The sequence below is a fragment of the Gilliamella sp. Lep-s35 genome (assembly GCF_009795845.1).
Taxonomy (GTDB): Bacteria; Pseudomonadota; Gammaproteobacteria; order Enterobacterales; family Orbaceae; genus Gilliamella.
The window spans coordinates 120,557-134,868 of record NZ_WTEX01000002.1 but is presented as its reverse complement, the minus strand read 5'-3'; the positions used below and the strand labels follow the sequence as shown (position 1 = coordinate 134,868).

General features: G+C 34.8%; 20 protein-coding genes. 5 read left to right on the top strand and 15 right to left on the bottom strand.

Going from position 1 to position 14,312, the window contains the following annotated elements; genetic code table 11:
- On the bottom strand, positions 1-413 hold a 413-nt coding region (locus GQ590_RS01470; RefSeq protein ID WP_160422526.1), incomplete at its 3' end, for a tetratricopeptide repeat protein.
- 468 nt (positions 414-881) lie between these two features.
- Between GQ590_RS01470 and GQ590_RS01465 the strand changes: the two genes are divergently transcribed.
- Together GQ590_RS01465 and GQ590_RS01460 are read left to right on the top strand one after the other, a co-directional pair.
- Complete coding sequence (locus tag GQ590_RS01465; RefSeq protein ID WP_160406046.1) at positions 882-1,790, top strand: SPFH domain-containing protein; 909 nt, start codon at positions 882-884, stop codon at positions 1,788-1,790.
- A gap of 108 nt (positions 1,791-1,898) precedes the next feature.
- The gene (locus tag GQ590_RS01460) at positions 1,899-2,360 is read left to right on the top strand and encodes an NfeD family protein (protein WP_160406045.1); all 462 of its coding nucleotides are present in this window, start codon (positions 1,899-1,901) and stop codon (positions 2,358-2,360) included.
- Between the two features lie 182 nt (positions 2,361-2,542).
- On the opposite strand, the gene mltC is transcribed toward GQ590_RS01460, so the two are convergent.
- The gene (mltC, locus tag GQ590_RS01455; RefSeq protein ID WP_160406044.1) at positions 2,543-3,613 is read right to left on the bottom strand and encodes a membrane-bound lytic murein transglycosylase MltC; all 1,071 of its coding nucleotides are present in this window, start codon (positions 3,611-3,613) and stop codon (positions 2,543-2,545) included.
- A 14-nt stretch (positions 3,614-3,627) separates the two neighbouring features.
- Complete coding sequence (locus GQ590_RS01450) at positions 3,628-3,897, bottom strand: oxidative damage protection protein (protein WP_160406043.1); 270 nt, start codon at positions 3,895-3,897, stop codon at positions 3,628-3,630.
- A gap of 214 nt (positions 3,898-4,111) precedes the next feature.
- On the opposite strand from GQ590_RS01450, the gene GQ590_RS01445 reads away from it, so the two are divergent.
- The 3 genes from GQ590_RS01445 (at position 4,112) to GQ590_RS01435 (ending at position 6,796) form a co-directional block, all read left to right on the top strand.
- Positions 4,112-5,323 (top strand): aspartate aminotransferase family protein, encoded by a 1,212-nt coding sequence (locus GQ590_RS01445; RefSeq protein WP_160406042.1) that lies wholly within the window; start codon positions 4,112-4,114, stop codon positions 5,321-5,323.
- A gap of 67 nt (positions 5,324-5,390) precedes the next feature.
- On the top strand, positions 5,391-6,002 hold the full coding sequence (gene yihA, locus GQ590_RS01440) for a ribosome biogenesis GTP-binding protein YihA/YsxC (protein ID WP_160406041.1): 612 nt from the start codon (positions 5,391-5,393) through the stop codon (positions 6,000-6,002).
- Positions 5,999-6,796 carry a serine/threonine protein kinase gene (locus GQ590_RS01435; RefSeq protein WP_202112827.1) on the top strand — a complete coding sequence of 266 codons (798 nt, stop codon included), beginning with the start codon at positions 5,999-6,001 and terminating at the stop codon, positions 6,794-6,796. The genes yihA and GQ590_RS01435 overlap by 4 nt, the downstream gene beginning before the upstream one ends.
- Positions 6,797-7,205: 409 nt before the next feature.
- Here GQ590_RS01435 and GQ590_RS01430 read toward each other — a convergent pair whose 3' ends face one another.
- The 12 genes from GQ590_RS01430 to GQ590_RS01375 form a co-directional block, all read right to left on the bottom strand.
- On the bottom strand, positions 7,206-9,575 hold the full coding sequence (locus GQ590_RS01430) for a primase-helicase zinc-binding domain-containing protein (RefSeq protein WP_160406040.1): 2,370 nt from the start codon (positions 9,573-9,575) through the stop codon (positions 7,206-7,208).
- 11 nt (positions 9,576-9,586) lie between these two features.
- On the bottom strand, positions 9,587-9,961 hold the full coding sequence (locus tag GQ590_RS01425) for a hypothetical protein (RefSeq protein ID WP_160406039.1): 375 nt from the start codon (positions 9,959-9,961) through the stop codon (positions 9,587-9,589).
- Positions 9,954-10,145, bottom strand: coding sequence for a hypothetical protein (locus GQ590_RS01420; protein ID WP_160406038.1), 192 nt, complete (start codon positions 10,143-10,145; stop codon positions 9,954-9,956). The genes GQ590_RS01425 and GQ590_RS01420 overlap by 8 nt, the downstream gene beginning before the upstream one ends.
- A complete protein-coding gene (locus GQ590_RS01415) occupies positions 10,132-10,353 on the bottom strand; it encodes a hypothetical protein (RefSeq protein ID WP_160406037.1) in 222 nt (73 codons plus the stop codon). The genes GQ590_RS01420 and GQ590_RS01415 overlap by 14 nt, the downstream gene beginning before the upstream one ends.
- Entirely contained in the window at positions 10,346-10,579 is a 234-nt protein-coding gene (locus GQ590_RS01410) for a hypothetical protein (protein ID WP_160406036.1), read from the bottom strand. The genes GQ590_RS01415 and GQ590_RS01410 overlap by 8 nt, the downstream gene beginning before the upstream one ends.
- On the bottom strand, positions 10,569-10,787 hold the full coding sequence (locus GQ590_RS01405) for a host cell division inhibitor Icd-like protein (RefSeq protein WP_160406035.1): 219 nt from the start codon (positions 10,785-10,787) through the stop codon (positions 10,569-10,571). The genes GQ590_RS01410 and GQ590_RS01405 overlap by 11 nt, the downstream gene beginning before the upstream one ends.
- A gap of 22 nt (positions 10,788-10,809) precedes the next feature.
- Entirely contained in the window at positions 10,810-11,370 is a 561-nt protein-coding gene (locus GQ590_RS01400) for an antA/AntB antirepressor family protein (RefSeq protein ID WP_160406034.1), read from the bottom strand.
- Positions 11,371-11,469: 99 nt separating this feature from the next.
- Positions 11,470-11,883 (bottom strand): hypothetical protein, encoded by a 414-nt coding sequence (locus GQ590_RS01395; RefSeq protein WP_160406033.1) that lies wholly within the window; start codon positions 11,881-11,883, stop codon positions 11,470-11,472.
- On the bottom strand, positions 11,883-12,083 hold the full coding sequence (locus tag GQ590_RS01390) for an AlpA family transcriptional regulator (protein WP_160406032.1): 201 nt from the start codon (positions 12,081-12,083) through the stop codon (positions 11,883-11,885). The genes GQ590_RS01395 and GQ590_RS01390 overlap by 1 nt, the downstream gene beginning before the upstream one ends.
- Before the next feature lie 104 nt (positions 12,084-12,187).
- Entirely contained in the window at positions 12,188-13,138 is a 951-nt protein-coding gene (locus GQ590_RS01385; RefSeq protein ID WP_091125920.1) for a hypothetical protein, read from the bottom strand.
- Positions 13,139-13,283: 145 nt separating this feature from the next.
- Entirely contained in the window at positions 13,284-13,985 is a 702-nt protein-coding gene (locus GQ590_RS01380) for a nucleotidyl transferase AbiEii/AbiGii toxin family protein (RefSeq protein WP_160406031.1), read from the bottom strand.
- Positions 13,986-13,988: 3 nt separating this feature from the next.
- Positions 13,989-14,201, bottom strand: coding sequence for a hypothetical protein (locus GQ590_RS01375; RefSeq protein ID WP_160402071.1), 213 nt, complete (start codon positions 14,199-14,201; stop codon positions 13,989-13,991).
- Between the last annotated feature and the right edge of the window lie 111 nt (positions 14,202-14,312).

Here is a 14,312-nt window from a genome sequence, read left to right as displayed (position 1 = left end):
AGAGCATAGACTTGGGCATTATCCTCTCTTTTAACATTGTTATAATATAATTCTGCCCGCTCAATATCCTTTTTTTCAGTTTCGTAAATTCGACCTAAATTAAGTTGCGCTCTAGCATAGACTTGGGCATTATCCTCTCTTTTAACATTGTTATAATATAATTCTGCCCGCTCAATATCCTTTTTTTCAGTTTCGTAAATTCGACCTAAATTAAGTTGCGCTCCAGCATAGAATTGGGCATTATCCTCTCTTTTAACATTGTTATAATATAATTCTGCTTGTTCGATATCTTTTTTAACTAAATAATAAATGGTAGCCAATTGAAACTGAGCATCTGTATATTTTTTGATGTCATCTTCCTGGGTTATTTTTTTGAGCCGTTCAATTTGTTGATCAATCGTTATTTTTCCCATTTTAATTCCTATTCTGTTTTATTGTTATATCTAAACTTATTGCCAATAATTGTGACAGTAGCAATAATACACAGTTTAGCGTTAAGTTAAAAATTCACCAATAAGTTATGGTAAAAATCTAAATTTTTTGTTGAAAGTCATCCCAAACTTATTTTCATATCATTTGGAACTAGTTCAAATCATTTTTGAACCTAGCAATATGACCATTATAATTAGATGATCAAAGATCGCTTCAAAGCCCTCTATCTCAGCACCATCAACATAATAATTAGCCTTGCTCTACAAACAATGTCTTCATTAAACAAATAACAAATTTAGTTATTTTTACAATATTATTTGAAATTATAAGCAGGTGAGTATACTGGCAATGTACTTCTATAATATGAATTAAAACTAGTCAAAAAATTCAAGAGCATATAAAATAGCTAACTCATTTTTATTATAAAAAATTATAAGGATTTTTGAACTATGCCAGTATTTTATATCGTCATTGGTGTTATTGTTTTGCTTGCGTTAGTTACTGTCTTAAAGGCAATTACAATTGTTCCCCAAGGTTATCAATATACTATTGAACGTTTTGGTAAATATACCCATACCCTTGAACCTGGTTTAAATATCATTATTCCGTTTATGGATGGTGTTGGTCGTAAAATTAATATGATGGAGCAAGTACTCGATATTCCATCACAAGAAGTCATTTCAAAAGATAATGCTAATGTGCAAATTGATGCGGTGTGTTTTATCCAAGTACAAGAAGCAGCAAGGGCTGCATATCAAGTAAATCAATTAGAGCGTGCTGTCATTAATTTAATGATGACCAATATCCGTACCGTACTTGGTAGCATGGAATTGGATGAAATGTTATCACAACGTGATCACATCAACTCTAAGTTATTAAGTATTGTTGATGATGCCACTAGCCCATGGGGAATTAAAATTACTCGTATTGAAATTCGAGATGTTCGCCCACCAACAGAATTAATTGCTGCAATGAATGCGCAAATGAAAGCTGAACGTAATAAACGTGCTGAAATTCTTGAAGCAGAAGGTGTTCGCCAAGCAGCCATTTTACGTTCCGAAGGTGAAAAGCAATCTGAAATCTTAAAAGCAGAAGGTGAAAGACAATCAGCCTTTTTACAAGCTGAAGCACGTGAACGTGCTGCTGAGGCAGAAGCAAGAGCGACTCAAATGGTATCCGATGCTATTGCTGCAGGTAATATTAATGCGATTAACTACTTTGTTGCCCAAAAATATACTGAAGCACTACAACAAATTGGCTCATCGGATAACAGTAAAGTGATTATGATGCCACTTGATGCGTCAAGTTTAATGGGTAGCATTGGTGGCATTGCGGAATTAATTAAAAATACCAAATAAAAAATCAATTTTTATACTTAAACATAGTGTTTTCCTGAAACTTTTTAACAAAATCTATAAACGCTATGTTTAAGATTTTTACTGAATATATTTTAAAGGTAATTGATAATGACTGATTTTTTTATGGTTTTCTATAGTTCGCCCAATTGGGTATTTATTGCTTTAGGCGGTATTTTGCTGATTATTGAATTACTTGGTACTGGTGGATACGGGCTTTGGAGTGGAATTGCAGCCATTATTGTTGGTTTAATCGCTTGGATTTTACCGCTTTCTTGGCCAATTTTATGGATTTTATTCGCAATTCTAACGCTGGTATCTGCTTACCTTTGGTGGCTTTGGCTCAAAAAGCACGGTAAAGATAAATCAAGTAAAGGCGAAATCAATCAGCCACAACAAGATTTAATTGGTATTAAAACAGTTGTCACCGATGCAATTATTAATGGTTCAGGACGAGTAAAAATCAAAGATGGGACATGGTCAGCTAGATGTGATCAGGATTTAAATATTGGTCAACATGTGATTGTCGAAGCGGTAGATGGAATAATCTTGCATGTAAAACCAATAGATTAATATACAATATTGTTTACAGGGTCTATAAAGACCCTGTAAATATTTTTATAAAATATTTTAGTCAAGATAGTTATTTTCCCCTGTTTTTATTCCACAAAAATTATTACGCCTATTTTTCAGAATTGATACCTTTATCATTAATTAGCAATGATAAAGGTATCTAATATAATATTTAATATATTTTATTTGTTATCTAAAATTTTGCTAACTTTTATCAGATAATTCCGTGATTCTTGCGAAACATGAGAAGTGACTAGTCTTTGATAAACTTGTTGCGGTGTCATCGAGTTTATAATATTGATTGCTTGATTGCGATCATTAGAAAAAATACGTAATACGTTACCTGCGCCACCATTATAAGATACAATCATGGCATATCTTAACGAAATAGGGTTATTAATTCCTGCTAAATATTTTGTCTTTAATAAAGATAAATAAGCAGTACCCATATCAACATTATTACGCGGATCTAGCAAAAACTTTCGGCTAGGTTCACCCGATTTACCTCTTAATTTAAAAATATCACGACCCGCTGTATGCTGTTGAACTTGCATTAATCCAAGCGCATCTGTTCTGCTAACAGCATAAGGGTTAAAGGCTGATTCCACCTCTATAATAGCTAAAATTAATCGTTCATCAATAAAATAACGATTAGATGCCTCGGTGACAAGTGGTAAAAATTTTCTAGCTCGTTGATTAATATGATTTGGCACAAGTTTTATTTCAACATAAGTAATTTTATGCGCACCTGATTCACGCTGCATCAAGTTATTTGCTAGTACATAATCAGCAAAACTACTTGCCCTACCATTCCAACGGATTGGTTGTCGCTCTTGATCAAGAACCTGATTATATAAGAAAGGTTCCTGAGACAAATTCTGACTAATTTTGTCGTGTCGAATAATATCAACCGGTTCAGACATTAATAACGTTGATACAATAGCTTCTTTTAAATTCTCTAGTGGGGTGTCAGATAATGTTTCAAACGTGATAACACCTGAAACAAAATTAATGTGGACACGAGTTTTTAGGTTATCTTCATATTGAACATAATCTTTAGGTCCTGCAATAACGACTTCTTTGGGTCCCCAAATTTGTTCAATGTTATTAGCATATTGGCTAATTAAAATATTGAAAGCGTTGGTATCTTTTATATAATAATCATTATTATGATCGACAGAGTTTTTGCTAGAACAACCAGTCAAAAGACTTATAGTAATCATCAATGTGATGATTTTATGTTTTTTTTTCATTTTGTATTGGTATCTCAATCTTGGGGTTTATATCCGTCAATAACAATATCTTCACCTTCAAATAAAAATTTGACCATTTCAGTTTCAATTTTTTTGCGGTGTTCAGGATTCATCATATTCAATTTATTTTCATTAATTAACATCGTTTGCTTTTTGAGCCACTCCTGCCATGCTTGTTTTGATATTTCATTAAAAATACGTTTGCCAAGCTCCCCAGGATAAAGCTGGAAATCTAAACCATCTGCTTCTTTTTTTAAATAATGACAATAAATAACACGACTCATTTTTATCTCTTTTTTAAGTACAATATGGATTATGCTAATTATACCTGAAAATAATTAGCAATAAGAAGATAATTATTGAATAACTATATAAATAAAAATCACTGTCATGAATGAATATTAAGTTAAAATAATTGCATAATTATTTGCTTTACACCGCAGTTAATTTGCTTAAAATAATATAAAATCATCAATAAAAATAAATAAGGATTAAACAATGCCAGCAAAAATCACTCGTGAACTTTTTGATCAGGTTATTTTACCTGTTTATGCTCCAGCTCAATTTATTCCTGTTAAAGGTCAAGGTAGTCGTGTTTGGGATCAGCATGGTGAGGAATATATTGATTTTGCCGGTGGTATTGCAGTCAATGCACTTGGTCATTGTGATCCACGATTAGTGAAAGCGTTGCAAGAGCAAAGTGAAAAACTGTGGCATGTTAGTAATGTGTTTACTAATGAGCCAGCTTTAAATTTGGCGCAAAAATTGATTGATAATACCTTTGCTGATCGCGCTTTTTTTGCTAATTCTGGGGCTGAAGCAAATGAAGCCGCATTTAAACTAGCTCGATATTATGCTACCCAAAAACACAGTCCTTATAAAACCAAAATTATTGCCTTTTATCAGTCGTTCCATGGTCGTACGTTTTTTACAGTTTCAGTGGGAGGACAAGCAAAATATTCTGATGGTTTTGGTCCAAAACCTGCCGATATTATTCATGTTCCCTTTAATGATCTTGATGCAGTTAAAGCGGTAATCGATGACCATACTTGTGCTGTTGTGTTAGAGCCAGTTCAAGGCGAAGGTGGGTTAACCTCAGCAACGCCTGAATTTTTACAAGGTGTGCGTGAGCTTTGTGATGAATATAAAGCCTTATTGGTATTTGATGAGGTGCAATGCGGAATGGGTAGAACAGGCAGTTTATATACTTATCAACAATATGGTGTCATACCCGATATTTTGACCTCGGCTAAGGCTTTAGGTGGTGGCTTTCCAATTAGTGTAATGTTAACCACCAATGAAATTGCTTCAGTTATGCACCCCGGTGTGCATGGCACCACTTACGGTGGCAATCCTCTTGCTTGTGCTGTCGCTTGTGAGGCTTTTGATATCATTAATTCTGCCGAAGTGCTTGAGGGGGTGCAAAATCGACGTGCTATTTTTATTGAAAAACTAGAAGAAATTAACGATAAATTTAAATTATTTCGCCAATATCGAGGTAAAGGACTGCTGTTAGGTGCTGAACTGCAACCTGAGTTCCATAATAAAGCCCGAGATCTTTTAAATGTTGCCTCTGAATTTAAAGTGATGATTTTAAATGCGGGTCCAAATGTATTGCGTTTTACTCCGTCACTGATAATATCCGAAGACGAAATTAAAGAAGGTATGAAGCGATTAACAAAAGCGGTTGAAAAAGTTGTCAATAGTTGAGTTTTTCTATACAGTAACGACATTTTAATCAATTAAGCACAGTTAATGTGCTTAAAGGATACTTTTTATGACAGATATTCGACCATTAAATTATGCAAAAACACATTTTATTTTAAGTGCTCCTGATATTTCTCATTTACCGAGTGATAGCGGGGTTGAAGTTGCCTTTGCAGGTAGATCTAATGCAGGCAAATCTAGTGCACTGAATACATTGACCAATCAAAAGGCATTAGCAAGAACCAGTAAAACACCAGGGAGAACGCAATTAATCAATTTATTTCAAGTGGAAGAAAATTGTCGCTTAGTTGATTTGCCCGGTTATGGCTATGCACAAGTTCCCGAAGCAATAAAACGCAAATGGCAAAAATCATTAGGTGAATATCTTCAAAAACGCGAAAGCCTAAAAGGTTTGGTTGTATTAATGGATATACGACATCCTTTGAAAGATCTAGATCAGCAGATGATTGAGTGGGCGGTTTCAGTAGATATTCCTGTTATGTTACTACTCACAAAGGCCGATAAATTAGCTTCTGGTGCACAAAAAAAACAAGTTAACATGGTTAAAGAAGCCATTTTACCTTTTCAAGGTGATATTACTGTAGCGCCTTTTTCATCGCCTAAACGTATGGGTTTAGAGCCTTTAAAAAAAAAGTTAGATGAATGGTTTAGCCAACAATGAAGCCTGTAATTGATAATGCTGCTTTTTCATTCCATGCTTTATCGCCCGAGTTAATTTTTGATAGTTTGCTGTCAATCGGTATTCGTATTGATTCAGGTCTTACTGCTTTAAATAGCTATGAAAACCGAGTCTATCAATTCCATGATGAAGATCGCACTCGTTATGTCGCAAAATTTTATCGGCCTTGTCGTTGGAGCAATGAGCAAATTATTGAAGAACATCAGTTCACTAAGCAATTAGTCGATGCTGAGATTCCTGCTGTTTCGCCTTTAACAATTAATAATACCACGCTACATGAACATGAAGGTTACCTATTTGCCCTATTTCCTAGTGTTGGAGGACGACAATACGAAGTAGATAATCTGGAGCAGATGGAATCAGTTGCTATGTTGCTTGGGCGTATTCATCAACTTGGTGCAAAAAAGCCTTTTTTACATCGCCCCACTATCGGGTTAGAGCAATATCTTTATCAGCCCCAAGAGATAATCTTATCGTGTCATTTTATTCCCCAAAAAGTGCAATCGGATCTGAAAACAATTTTAGCGCAATTAATTAAAACCGTTGAGCACTATTGGCATAATGATTGGCAACCTATCCGCCTTCATGCTGATTGCCATGCAGGTAATATTTTATGGCGAGACGGTGCAACATTTGTTGATTTTGATGATGCGCGTAATGGTCCTGCTATCCAAGATTTGTGGATGTTGCTTTATGGCAATCAACAAGAACAACGCTTGCAGTTAGATATGCTAGTTGAAATGTATCAAGAATTTTTTGAGCTGTCGGAATCTTAACAACACTAATAAAACCCTTTTCAAATATGACAATATGAAATAATAAAACAGAATCGTATAACTAAACGTATAACTAAAATAAAAAATGCCCCCAAAATTAGGTATTTTAATCTTGCTAAATTGAAAGGTTAAAAAAATTGATTTTAGAATTTTGACGGTGTAAAAATTTATCTAGGTGAGCGGTATCCGTTAATTATGTTTTAGATTTTTTATACCTCCCCCCCCCATAAAAATAAAATTTTATAAAAAAGTATGCACGGTGTTCACTACTTGCTTGAAGCCTTATTCTAAAAGGGTTTGAGTGGTGTATACTTGAATGTTTACTATTCACAAGTATACACTTTAGGTATTCACTCAATAAAAAACCGCCAATTAGGGCGGTCTTATTTTGGTGGTTCAATTTGAGCTACTAGTTAGGATCTTCGGCTTTAGGTAGCCAATCTTTACACATATCTGGGTTTATTTCTAAATTAGTTTTTACCCCTATATTAGTTCGTTTTTTAATGTATGCCTTTCTATTTTCTTTTACGGCGTAATTTAATGATAAACCGAATCCACTCAAGGACAATGGATTATTAAGCCCTGTATTTCGCACATACTCAATATAAGCATGATATAAATATTTTCGGGGGTTAAAGGGCATTATTCCCATATTGCCAATAAACATACCATTGGGATGATCCAGTACATCAAGATAACTACAAAAATCCACCAAGTGGTCGGATTCGCGTTTAATCGCCGTCGCTTCGTCTGATTGTTGTTGCTGGTGTAATCTTTCTTTAGCTTCTGCTGGACTGGTAAACTCATTTAATAGCAACCTCACAATTGAGGGGAGCTCTTGCTCTATTTTGCTAACCAAGTTTAAATCTCGCTCTTTTTCAGGGATGACCTCGCTAAAGTGAAAGATAACCCTACGCCGTGATATACCGCCGTTACGCTCGTTAAATCTCATTGCCTCGTTATTGATAACCAAAACTACCGCAGGGATTTTACAAGAATAGGGTTGCTTGTGTTTTGGGTCTATTGCGACTTCATCACCGTCAGTAATTGCTTTTAATCCTGCTCCACTGCCCATATAACGCGGCTGGTCGGGTAGTATGACTAATGAGTAACCCACGATTAAAGCTCTATCCCTTGCCTTTTCTAAGGCGTCCATAGTGCCTATTACAGTATTGTTTTTACCTGCTAACATCGTCGCAATTTCAGCAAAAACACTTTTACCGCTGCCGCCTGCGCCTGTAACCTCTAAGAATAATTGCCAGTCATGGCGATTAGCCAATATCATATATAACGCAGCTAAGATATTTTTAGCCTTATCTTGATTGCCTGATGCTCTTTTTAGCCATTTAGCGAAGTTTGGCGCATGAGTATCAAAAGATTCATTTTCTTTGGCAGGGTAGTAATCAATATCATTACTGACTAATAGCCAATCTTGCTTATTGTGAGGTCTAAAGGTTTGGCTTTTTAGCTCATATACGCCATTTTTAAAGCAGATTAAATCTTTCTGAGGTGTTCCCATTATCGGCAGTGATAACCTGAGCGATTCAACCGCTGAGCTAATTCGCATAGGGTTAAAAGGTTCGCCTGATTGAGTGAATAAATCGGCTAGCGTTCGCATTAACACTTTATCGCTTATAGGTTGCCATGCGTTATCTTGATAGTGATAGATTTCATCGGTAGTAAGATTAATCGCAAGGTTATTATCATAATATTGATTGAGCAGTTCGGCGCGTTGGCTTGATGCCATTTGCGATAGGTTCATGCTTGATAACTCGTTTTGCATGTTATGTTTTGTCATGGTGGATAACTCTGGTTTTATGAGGTTTTTATTAAAATGAGCCAAAGTGTTATCGCTTCCAAATTGTTGCCTATAATCATCCCAATCACATTTATAATCTGTATCAGGAACGGAGTAATAACCATTTACCGCTTGAGCTGCCTCTATTGCTTTAGCTAAGCCCGTATTAGGGCTTTGACCAATATCGTTATCACCTGCAATAATGATTTTAGCGGTAGGGTTTAACTCACGAATGTCTTTAGCTACATGAATAAGATTGCCTGCGTCAATAGCGGATATAACAGTAGACTGTTGGCGGAATTCCGCTATCGATATCCCTGTAGCCAAACCCTCACAGATAATAATTTCATTATGTGTGAGCAAATTTGCGCACACCTCGGCAGGTCTACTCAAAATTGAGGTGGCTAAAATAAAAGCCCCTTTTTTGCTTGAGCTTTTCATTAAGTGCTTGCTGCCGTCTAGCTCAATAAATTGACCGCCTGCGTATTCATTATGAAGATTCAGCATAGGCGCAAAAATGCGCCCGTTATCTAACAAGGGTAAATCAAAGGTTAACCCTTTCTTGGTCAGGTAATCTGATTGCCCTAATGTTGCTTTAGATAGCAAATACTCAACCTTTTTACATACGGGATTATCTGGTATGTTATTATTATGCAATTGTTCGGAATCTATATTCCTAAATGCGAGATTTTCCCGTATTTTGTTATTCGGATTAGACAGATTTAAACACTCCGCTACTTTACTCGATGCTTCTTTAGCGTCACAGTAATAATAGTTTTTGATAAGCTCTAAGCCGTCACCACTACCGCACTGGTTACAGATGTAAGTACCTCTACCATTTTGATTATCAAATCTAAATCTATCTTTACCCCCACAGACAGGGCAGGGGCAATGTTTGCCATTACCCACCTCAATACCTAATGATTGAAAGATATAATCCCATTTACCTACAGCTTGGGCTGTAATTTCATTGATTCTCATTACATCCCCTCTTAATGAATTATTGCGTTAGATTCAGCTTTGATATCTTCGGCTAAATCAATAAATAACGTTGCAAGCATTTCTTGCCCGAATTGTGTTAGTGCCATAGGTTTATCATCACTTTCGGCGTACATCTTTTTTAATAGTCCATAGGTACGATTTAACCCCTCACTTTCGCCAAAGTCTTCAATCAAGCATTCTTCAAGACTAACTTTTAACCCTAAAACAATTAAATCTTTATCAATATCAATCTTGATATCCTCATGAATAAACACCTTGGCATCATTTTTATTAATTTGCTCAATTAAAAATAAGCCTGCGATAATCGCCATGGTAGAATCAACGATACTATGATGAATTGCTGTTACTTCTTGCTGATTATCCATGATTTACCCCCTTAATTTGTGTCATGTATCGCCTAACTTCGGGCGGTAGTCGCTTGGTGACATCGGCGAGTAAGTTAGGGATTTCATCCTTGCCAAAAGAAAGTAGCGCTACATATTTGCCATTTTTAAGCCTTAATGCGGTAATAGTGCCGTCATCGTTATGGACAAAATCAAACTCTTTCATTCTTTGCCTCCTTGCGCTCGGTTTCGCTTCTAAATAGCTTTTTAGAATCGTTAATTAAATCTGATACAGCATCAAGGGCGTAGGCGCGTAACTCATCATTAATTGGCATATCCGAATCACAATCCACCATTAAAAGCGTGGTGATAGTGTTGGCTTGTCCTAGTTTTGTATTGATAGTATTTATTGCGTCCAGTGAGATATTAGCCATTATTATTATCCTCTGTTAACCCGTACCCTTGTAACTCATCAAAAGCTTGCTCTACTAAATCAGCGATAACCCACAGTAAATTACTCATATCGGCTTGTTCGATAAAAGGCTCGTCATATCCTGCGCACTTATAGTTAGTATTATCTAAGGCAATTTTAGCCATGCTCCGAACTTGAATAAGTTTTGCTTCGATGTTATTTATTATCTGAAAGTTATTATTGCCCATAGTGATAACCTCCAAAGCTTCTAGTGTCTTCAATAACTGGATATAAGCGAATTCTGGCAATAAAGATAAGGGATGATTTGCCTAGACTTTTTCTAGCTTGTTGTTCTGTAAAAGCTAAAGCCTCAAATACTTTAGCAGTAGTAAGGTCATAGAATTTAAATAGTTTGGTTTCACGATTACTTTTTTCTTTATAATTCGTTTTCAACATACTATTTACCTCCCTTACGGTTTTATGTAGCATCAAGTAGGTTAATTTGATTTGAAGCGAAACAGGCAACATCCCTTAATTGTGCTAGTAAATAGCCAATATCGCGCATATCACTTTTAAGGTTCTGCTCGGAATAACTCTCATTTTCACTAGCCCAAAACATCAGGTTACCAATCGCACCTATTCCATATAGAATAGATTGCTGTAGTTCTTCAAAATGGTTCTCAGCTTGTAGTAAATGGTGTGTTGGAATATCTGCTTGATAGAGATTTAAAATTGCTAATTCTTTAGCGGTTCCGATTGTAAGGATGTAATCTGTACTTTTACGATCTCCACCTCGCTTAGTTGTCCATTTTATTTGTTGTTCATTATTTGTACTTTGATTCCTGAATTCTGATGAATCAAAGATTAAAAAATCATCATTTTTAATAAGTCCATATTCTTTTATTCTTCCCTTTATCCATGTTGAAAAATCATTTCCTACTTTTAAGTAATTATGTAAAGCCTTTGCGCTAACTGTTTGCTGTAATTTGCCGTTTAATTGCGTTTCTGTTACTGGTACTAAATTATTAAAATCTGTCATTGTTTTATTCCTAATCTGTCTATTTATTCCCCATTTGGCTAAATTTAGGCAAAGGGATTCCGTCGGCTCAAAAATGAGCTTTGCTATAAAATCAATTAATTAAGCTGCTTTACTTGGATAAAGTGCTAAAATTTGGCTGATATCCGATTCAGTTAATAAGCTATTTTCATAACTAAGAATCAGATTAACCACCTTTTGAGCATCTTCCTTATTGGCTAGGTAATAGCGATAGTGTGAGCCTATTCCGTCGGTATTAGGTTCATCCATGCGCTTTAATGTGATGCCTAACTTTCTTTCTAGTTCTGAACAGTAATTTCTACCGCTAGAAAGCCTACAGGTGCGCAATATCTCATTTTCGGTAATACCATTGTCACCAGTACACGCAATTAATAGATAAGCTCTCGGCTTTTTAGGTGGCTTTTTATAATCAGATTGGCTATGATTGGAAGCGTCTAAGCTCCAATCTAAGCCCTCGATTATTTCACGATATAGAGGGTTTTGTTTTATCACCATTATGTTACCTCGCGACGTTCTACTCTGCGAGATTCAAGCCAAGAGTAAATCTCATCAGCTCGATAGCCAACACGGCGCAAACCTATTCTGATTCTTTGGGGAAAGGTCTCATCTTTCCGTTCTAGCGTATAAAGGCTAGTGTCACTTTTGAAGTGAAGTAAGGCTTTTACTTCTTTTTTGGATAGGATTTGACTGGTCATTAGTTATATTCTCCTGATGTTTAAAGACAGGTAAAGGATATAACTGTTAATAAAATATATCATTGCACACAAAATTAAATTTTTGCATGCAAAATATTAGTAGCCTATTTTATTGAATTATCTAATAATTTATTACATTGAGAAAAGAAAGAATCAATTTTCCTTTTTCCTAATCCCTTGAATTGTGATTGTTCTGAAATCAAATCAGATAACTCCCCTTGAGTCCATTTTTTAGGGCTAGATTCTTTCAAAATTTTCAATATTGAAGCAAGTAATAATTGTGAATATTTATAGTCAATACTATCATCATTTCCCATTAAAGACTGTTCAAACTCTAATAAATGCTTGGTCGTAATAACCAACTCATGATCCTCTGGTAAATTATCTGCAGGATAATCTTCTGGGCTATTCTCAAACCGCTCTCTAAGACTTAAAATATTTCCATCTTCATCGAGAAGAAAGCTACCATCAATCCCAAATCGTTCAACTACAGTATGCTGTTTTAATGAAGAAATAAGATTTTCAATCCAAGCTCTTTCTGTTCCTACCAAAGGAAAATCATAAATATCCTTATCTAAATAAAATGATTTACCAATAGTTCCTTTTGTAACTAAAACTAGCTCTTCCATATAAAAATCAAATGTGAATTTGTCTTTATATTTTAAATATTCTTGATATATATCTGGCTGTTCATTTTCATATTTTTCTTGTAGATTAGAAAGCAGATGTTTATATCGATCCTTTAAATATTCCATCTCTAATTTTTTATATTCTTCTGTATTTCTTGAATGTTCATTTCTAAGCTCTTTGGGAGCATGAAACATTCCAAATATCATTCTATCGAAATCACTTTGTAGCTGCCTATGCTCCCCGTATTTACAAGCAATTACTTTTACTCCATAAGGAAATTTAACCGATAAAACTATTTTCTTATCTAAAACCCACTCTAAAATATCAATAACTGTAACTGATTCCCCAAATAATCTAGTTAATCGTTCAGCAGCCTCTGATAAGGTCACATATCTTTTTAATGTCAGTAATTTAGAATGATTCATACGCCCCTCACGCCCCTAATAGATATTTGCGCCAGTTCGCTAGGGTTGCGAATGTTCGGGGATCAGCCTAGACGCAAATAATACAGTAATATACAGTTAGGTACATTATAGCACTGTGTTTATATACATGGAATAGGGTGATTGGTTACTTTTGGTTTTCTAGATAGGATAAAAGTTTATTTAAGCTATCATTTAGTATGATGTTTATATTTTGTTCAGATATACCTAAATTAATACAATTCGTTGAATATTTATCTTTATTTTTTTCTATATCATTAGCCGCTATCTTTAACCCATTTATAATGCTATTGCCATAAATCATCTTTGCATTTAATAAGGCAGATTGAGGTATACTTCCCCAACAATGGAGCATAAATAAAATATCAATGATATCTTTATAGGGTGGTTGTGTGGCTCTGTCGGCATTAGCTAAAAGCTTAGTGTAGAAACAGCTCTCTTTATCTAAATATGGTATAGGAAATAATTTATCTTGTTTTCCTGTTAACTGATATTTTTCAAAGCTAACAATTTCAAGTTTTATGGGCTTTGGATTTTCTTTAATAAACGCACGTACAGCATAACGGTCAAAAGATATCTCTCTAATATATTGAAATTCTCTTTTCACCAACAATCCTAAACTATCTGATGTTACTGTATTTCTTACTGCTCTGTAGGATTCAATAGTAGGGCACAATAAATCTATATCAATTGATTCCCTAAACTCATTTAATTCTAATGCTATTCGAGTTCCGCCACCAAAATAAATATTGTTGTCAACTAAAAAATCGACATTAAAATTATTTAATAAATGGTCTATTATTTGATGATGAGTTAACTTATATGACATAAACTAAACGCACGTAGGTAGGAAATAGCCATTTCCATACTCTTTAATAAGTTTATGGATTAATTTCTTTTCGTTGGCAGCAAGCTTTACATCTTTAATAAAGCACCATCTTCTTTCATAAATTTTGAAAGCTTCGTCTTCTGGAATTGTTTGCCCTTGATAGTCCCACAAAATTTTATTTAACGCAGGATATCTATTTACTTGGATATTTTGCATTTATTGCCTCGTTAAAATAAAAATCGCATTTAAATAAATTGACGGTGACCATTTAATAGATATGCAGGTTCTAATAATACCCTGTATTTAAAAGTATATAACTGAATATAT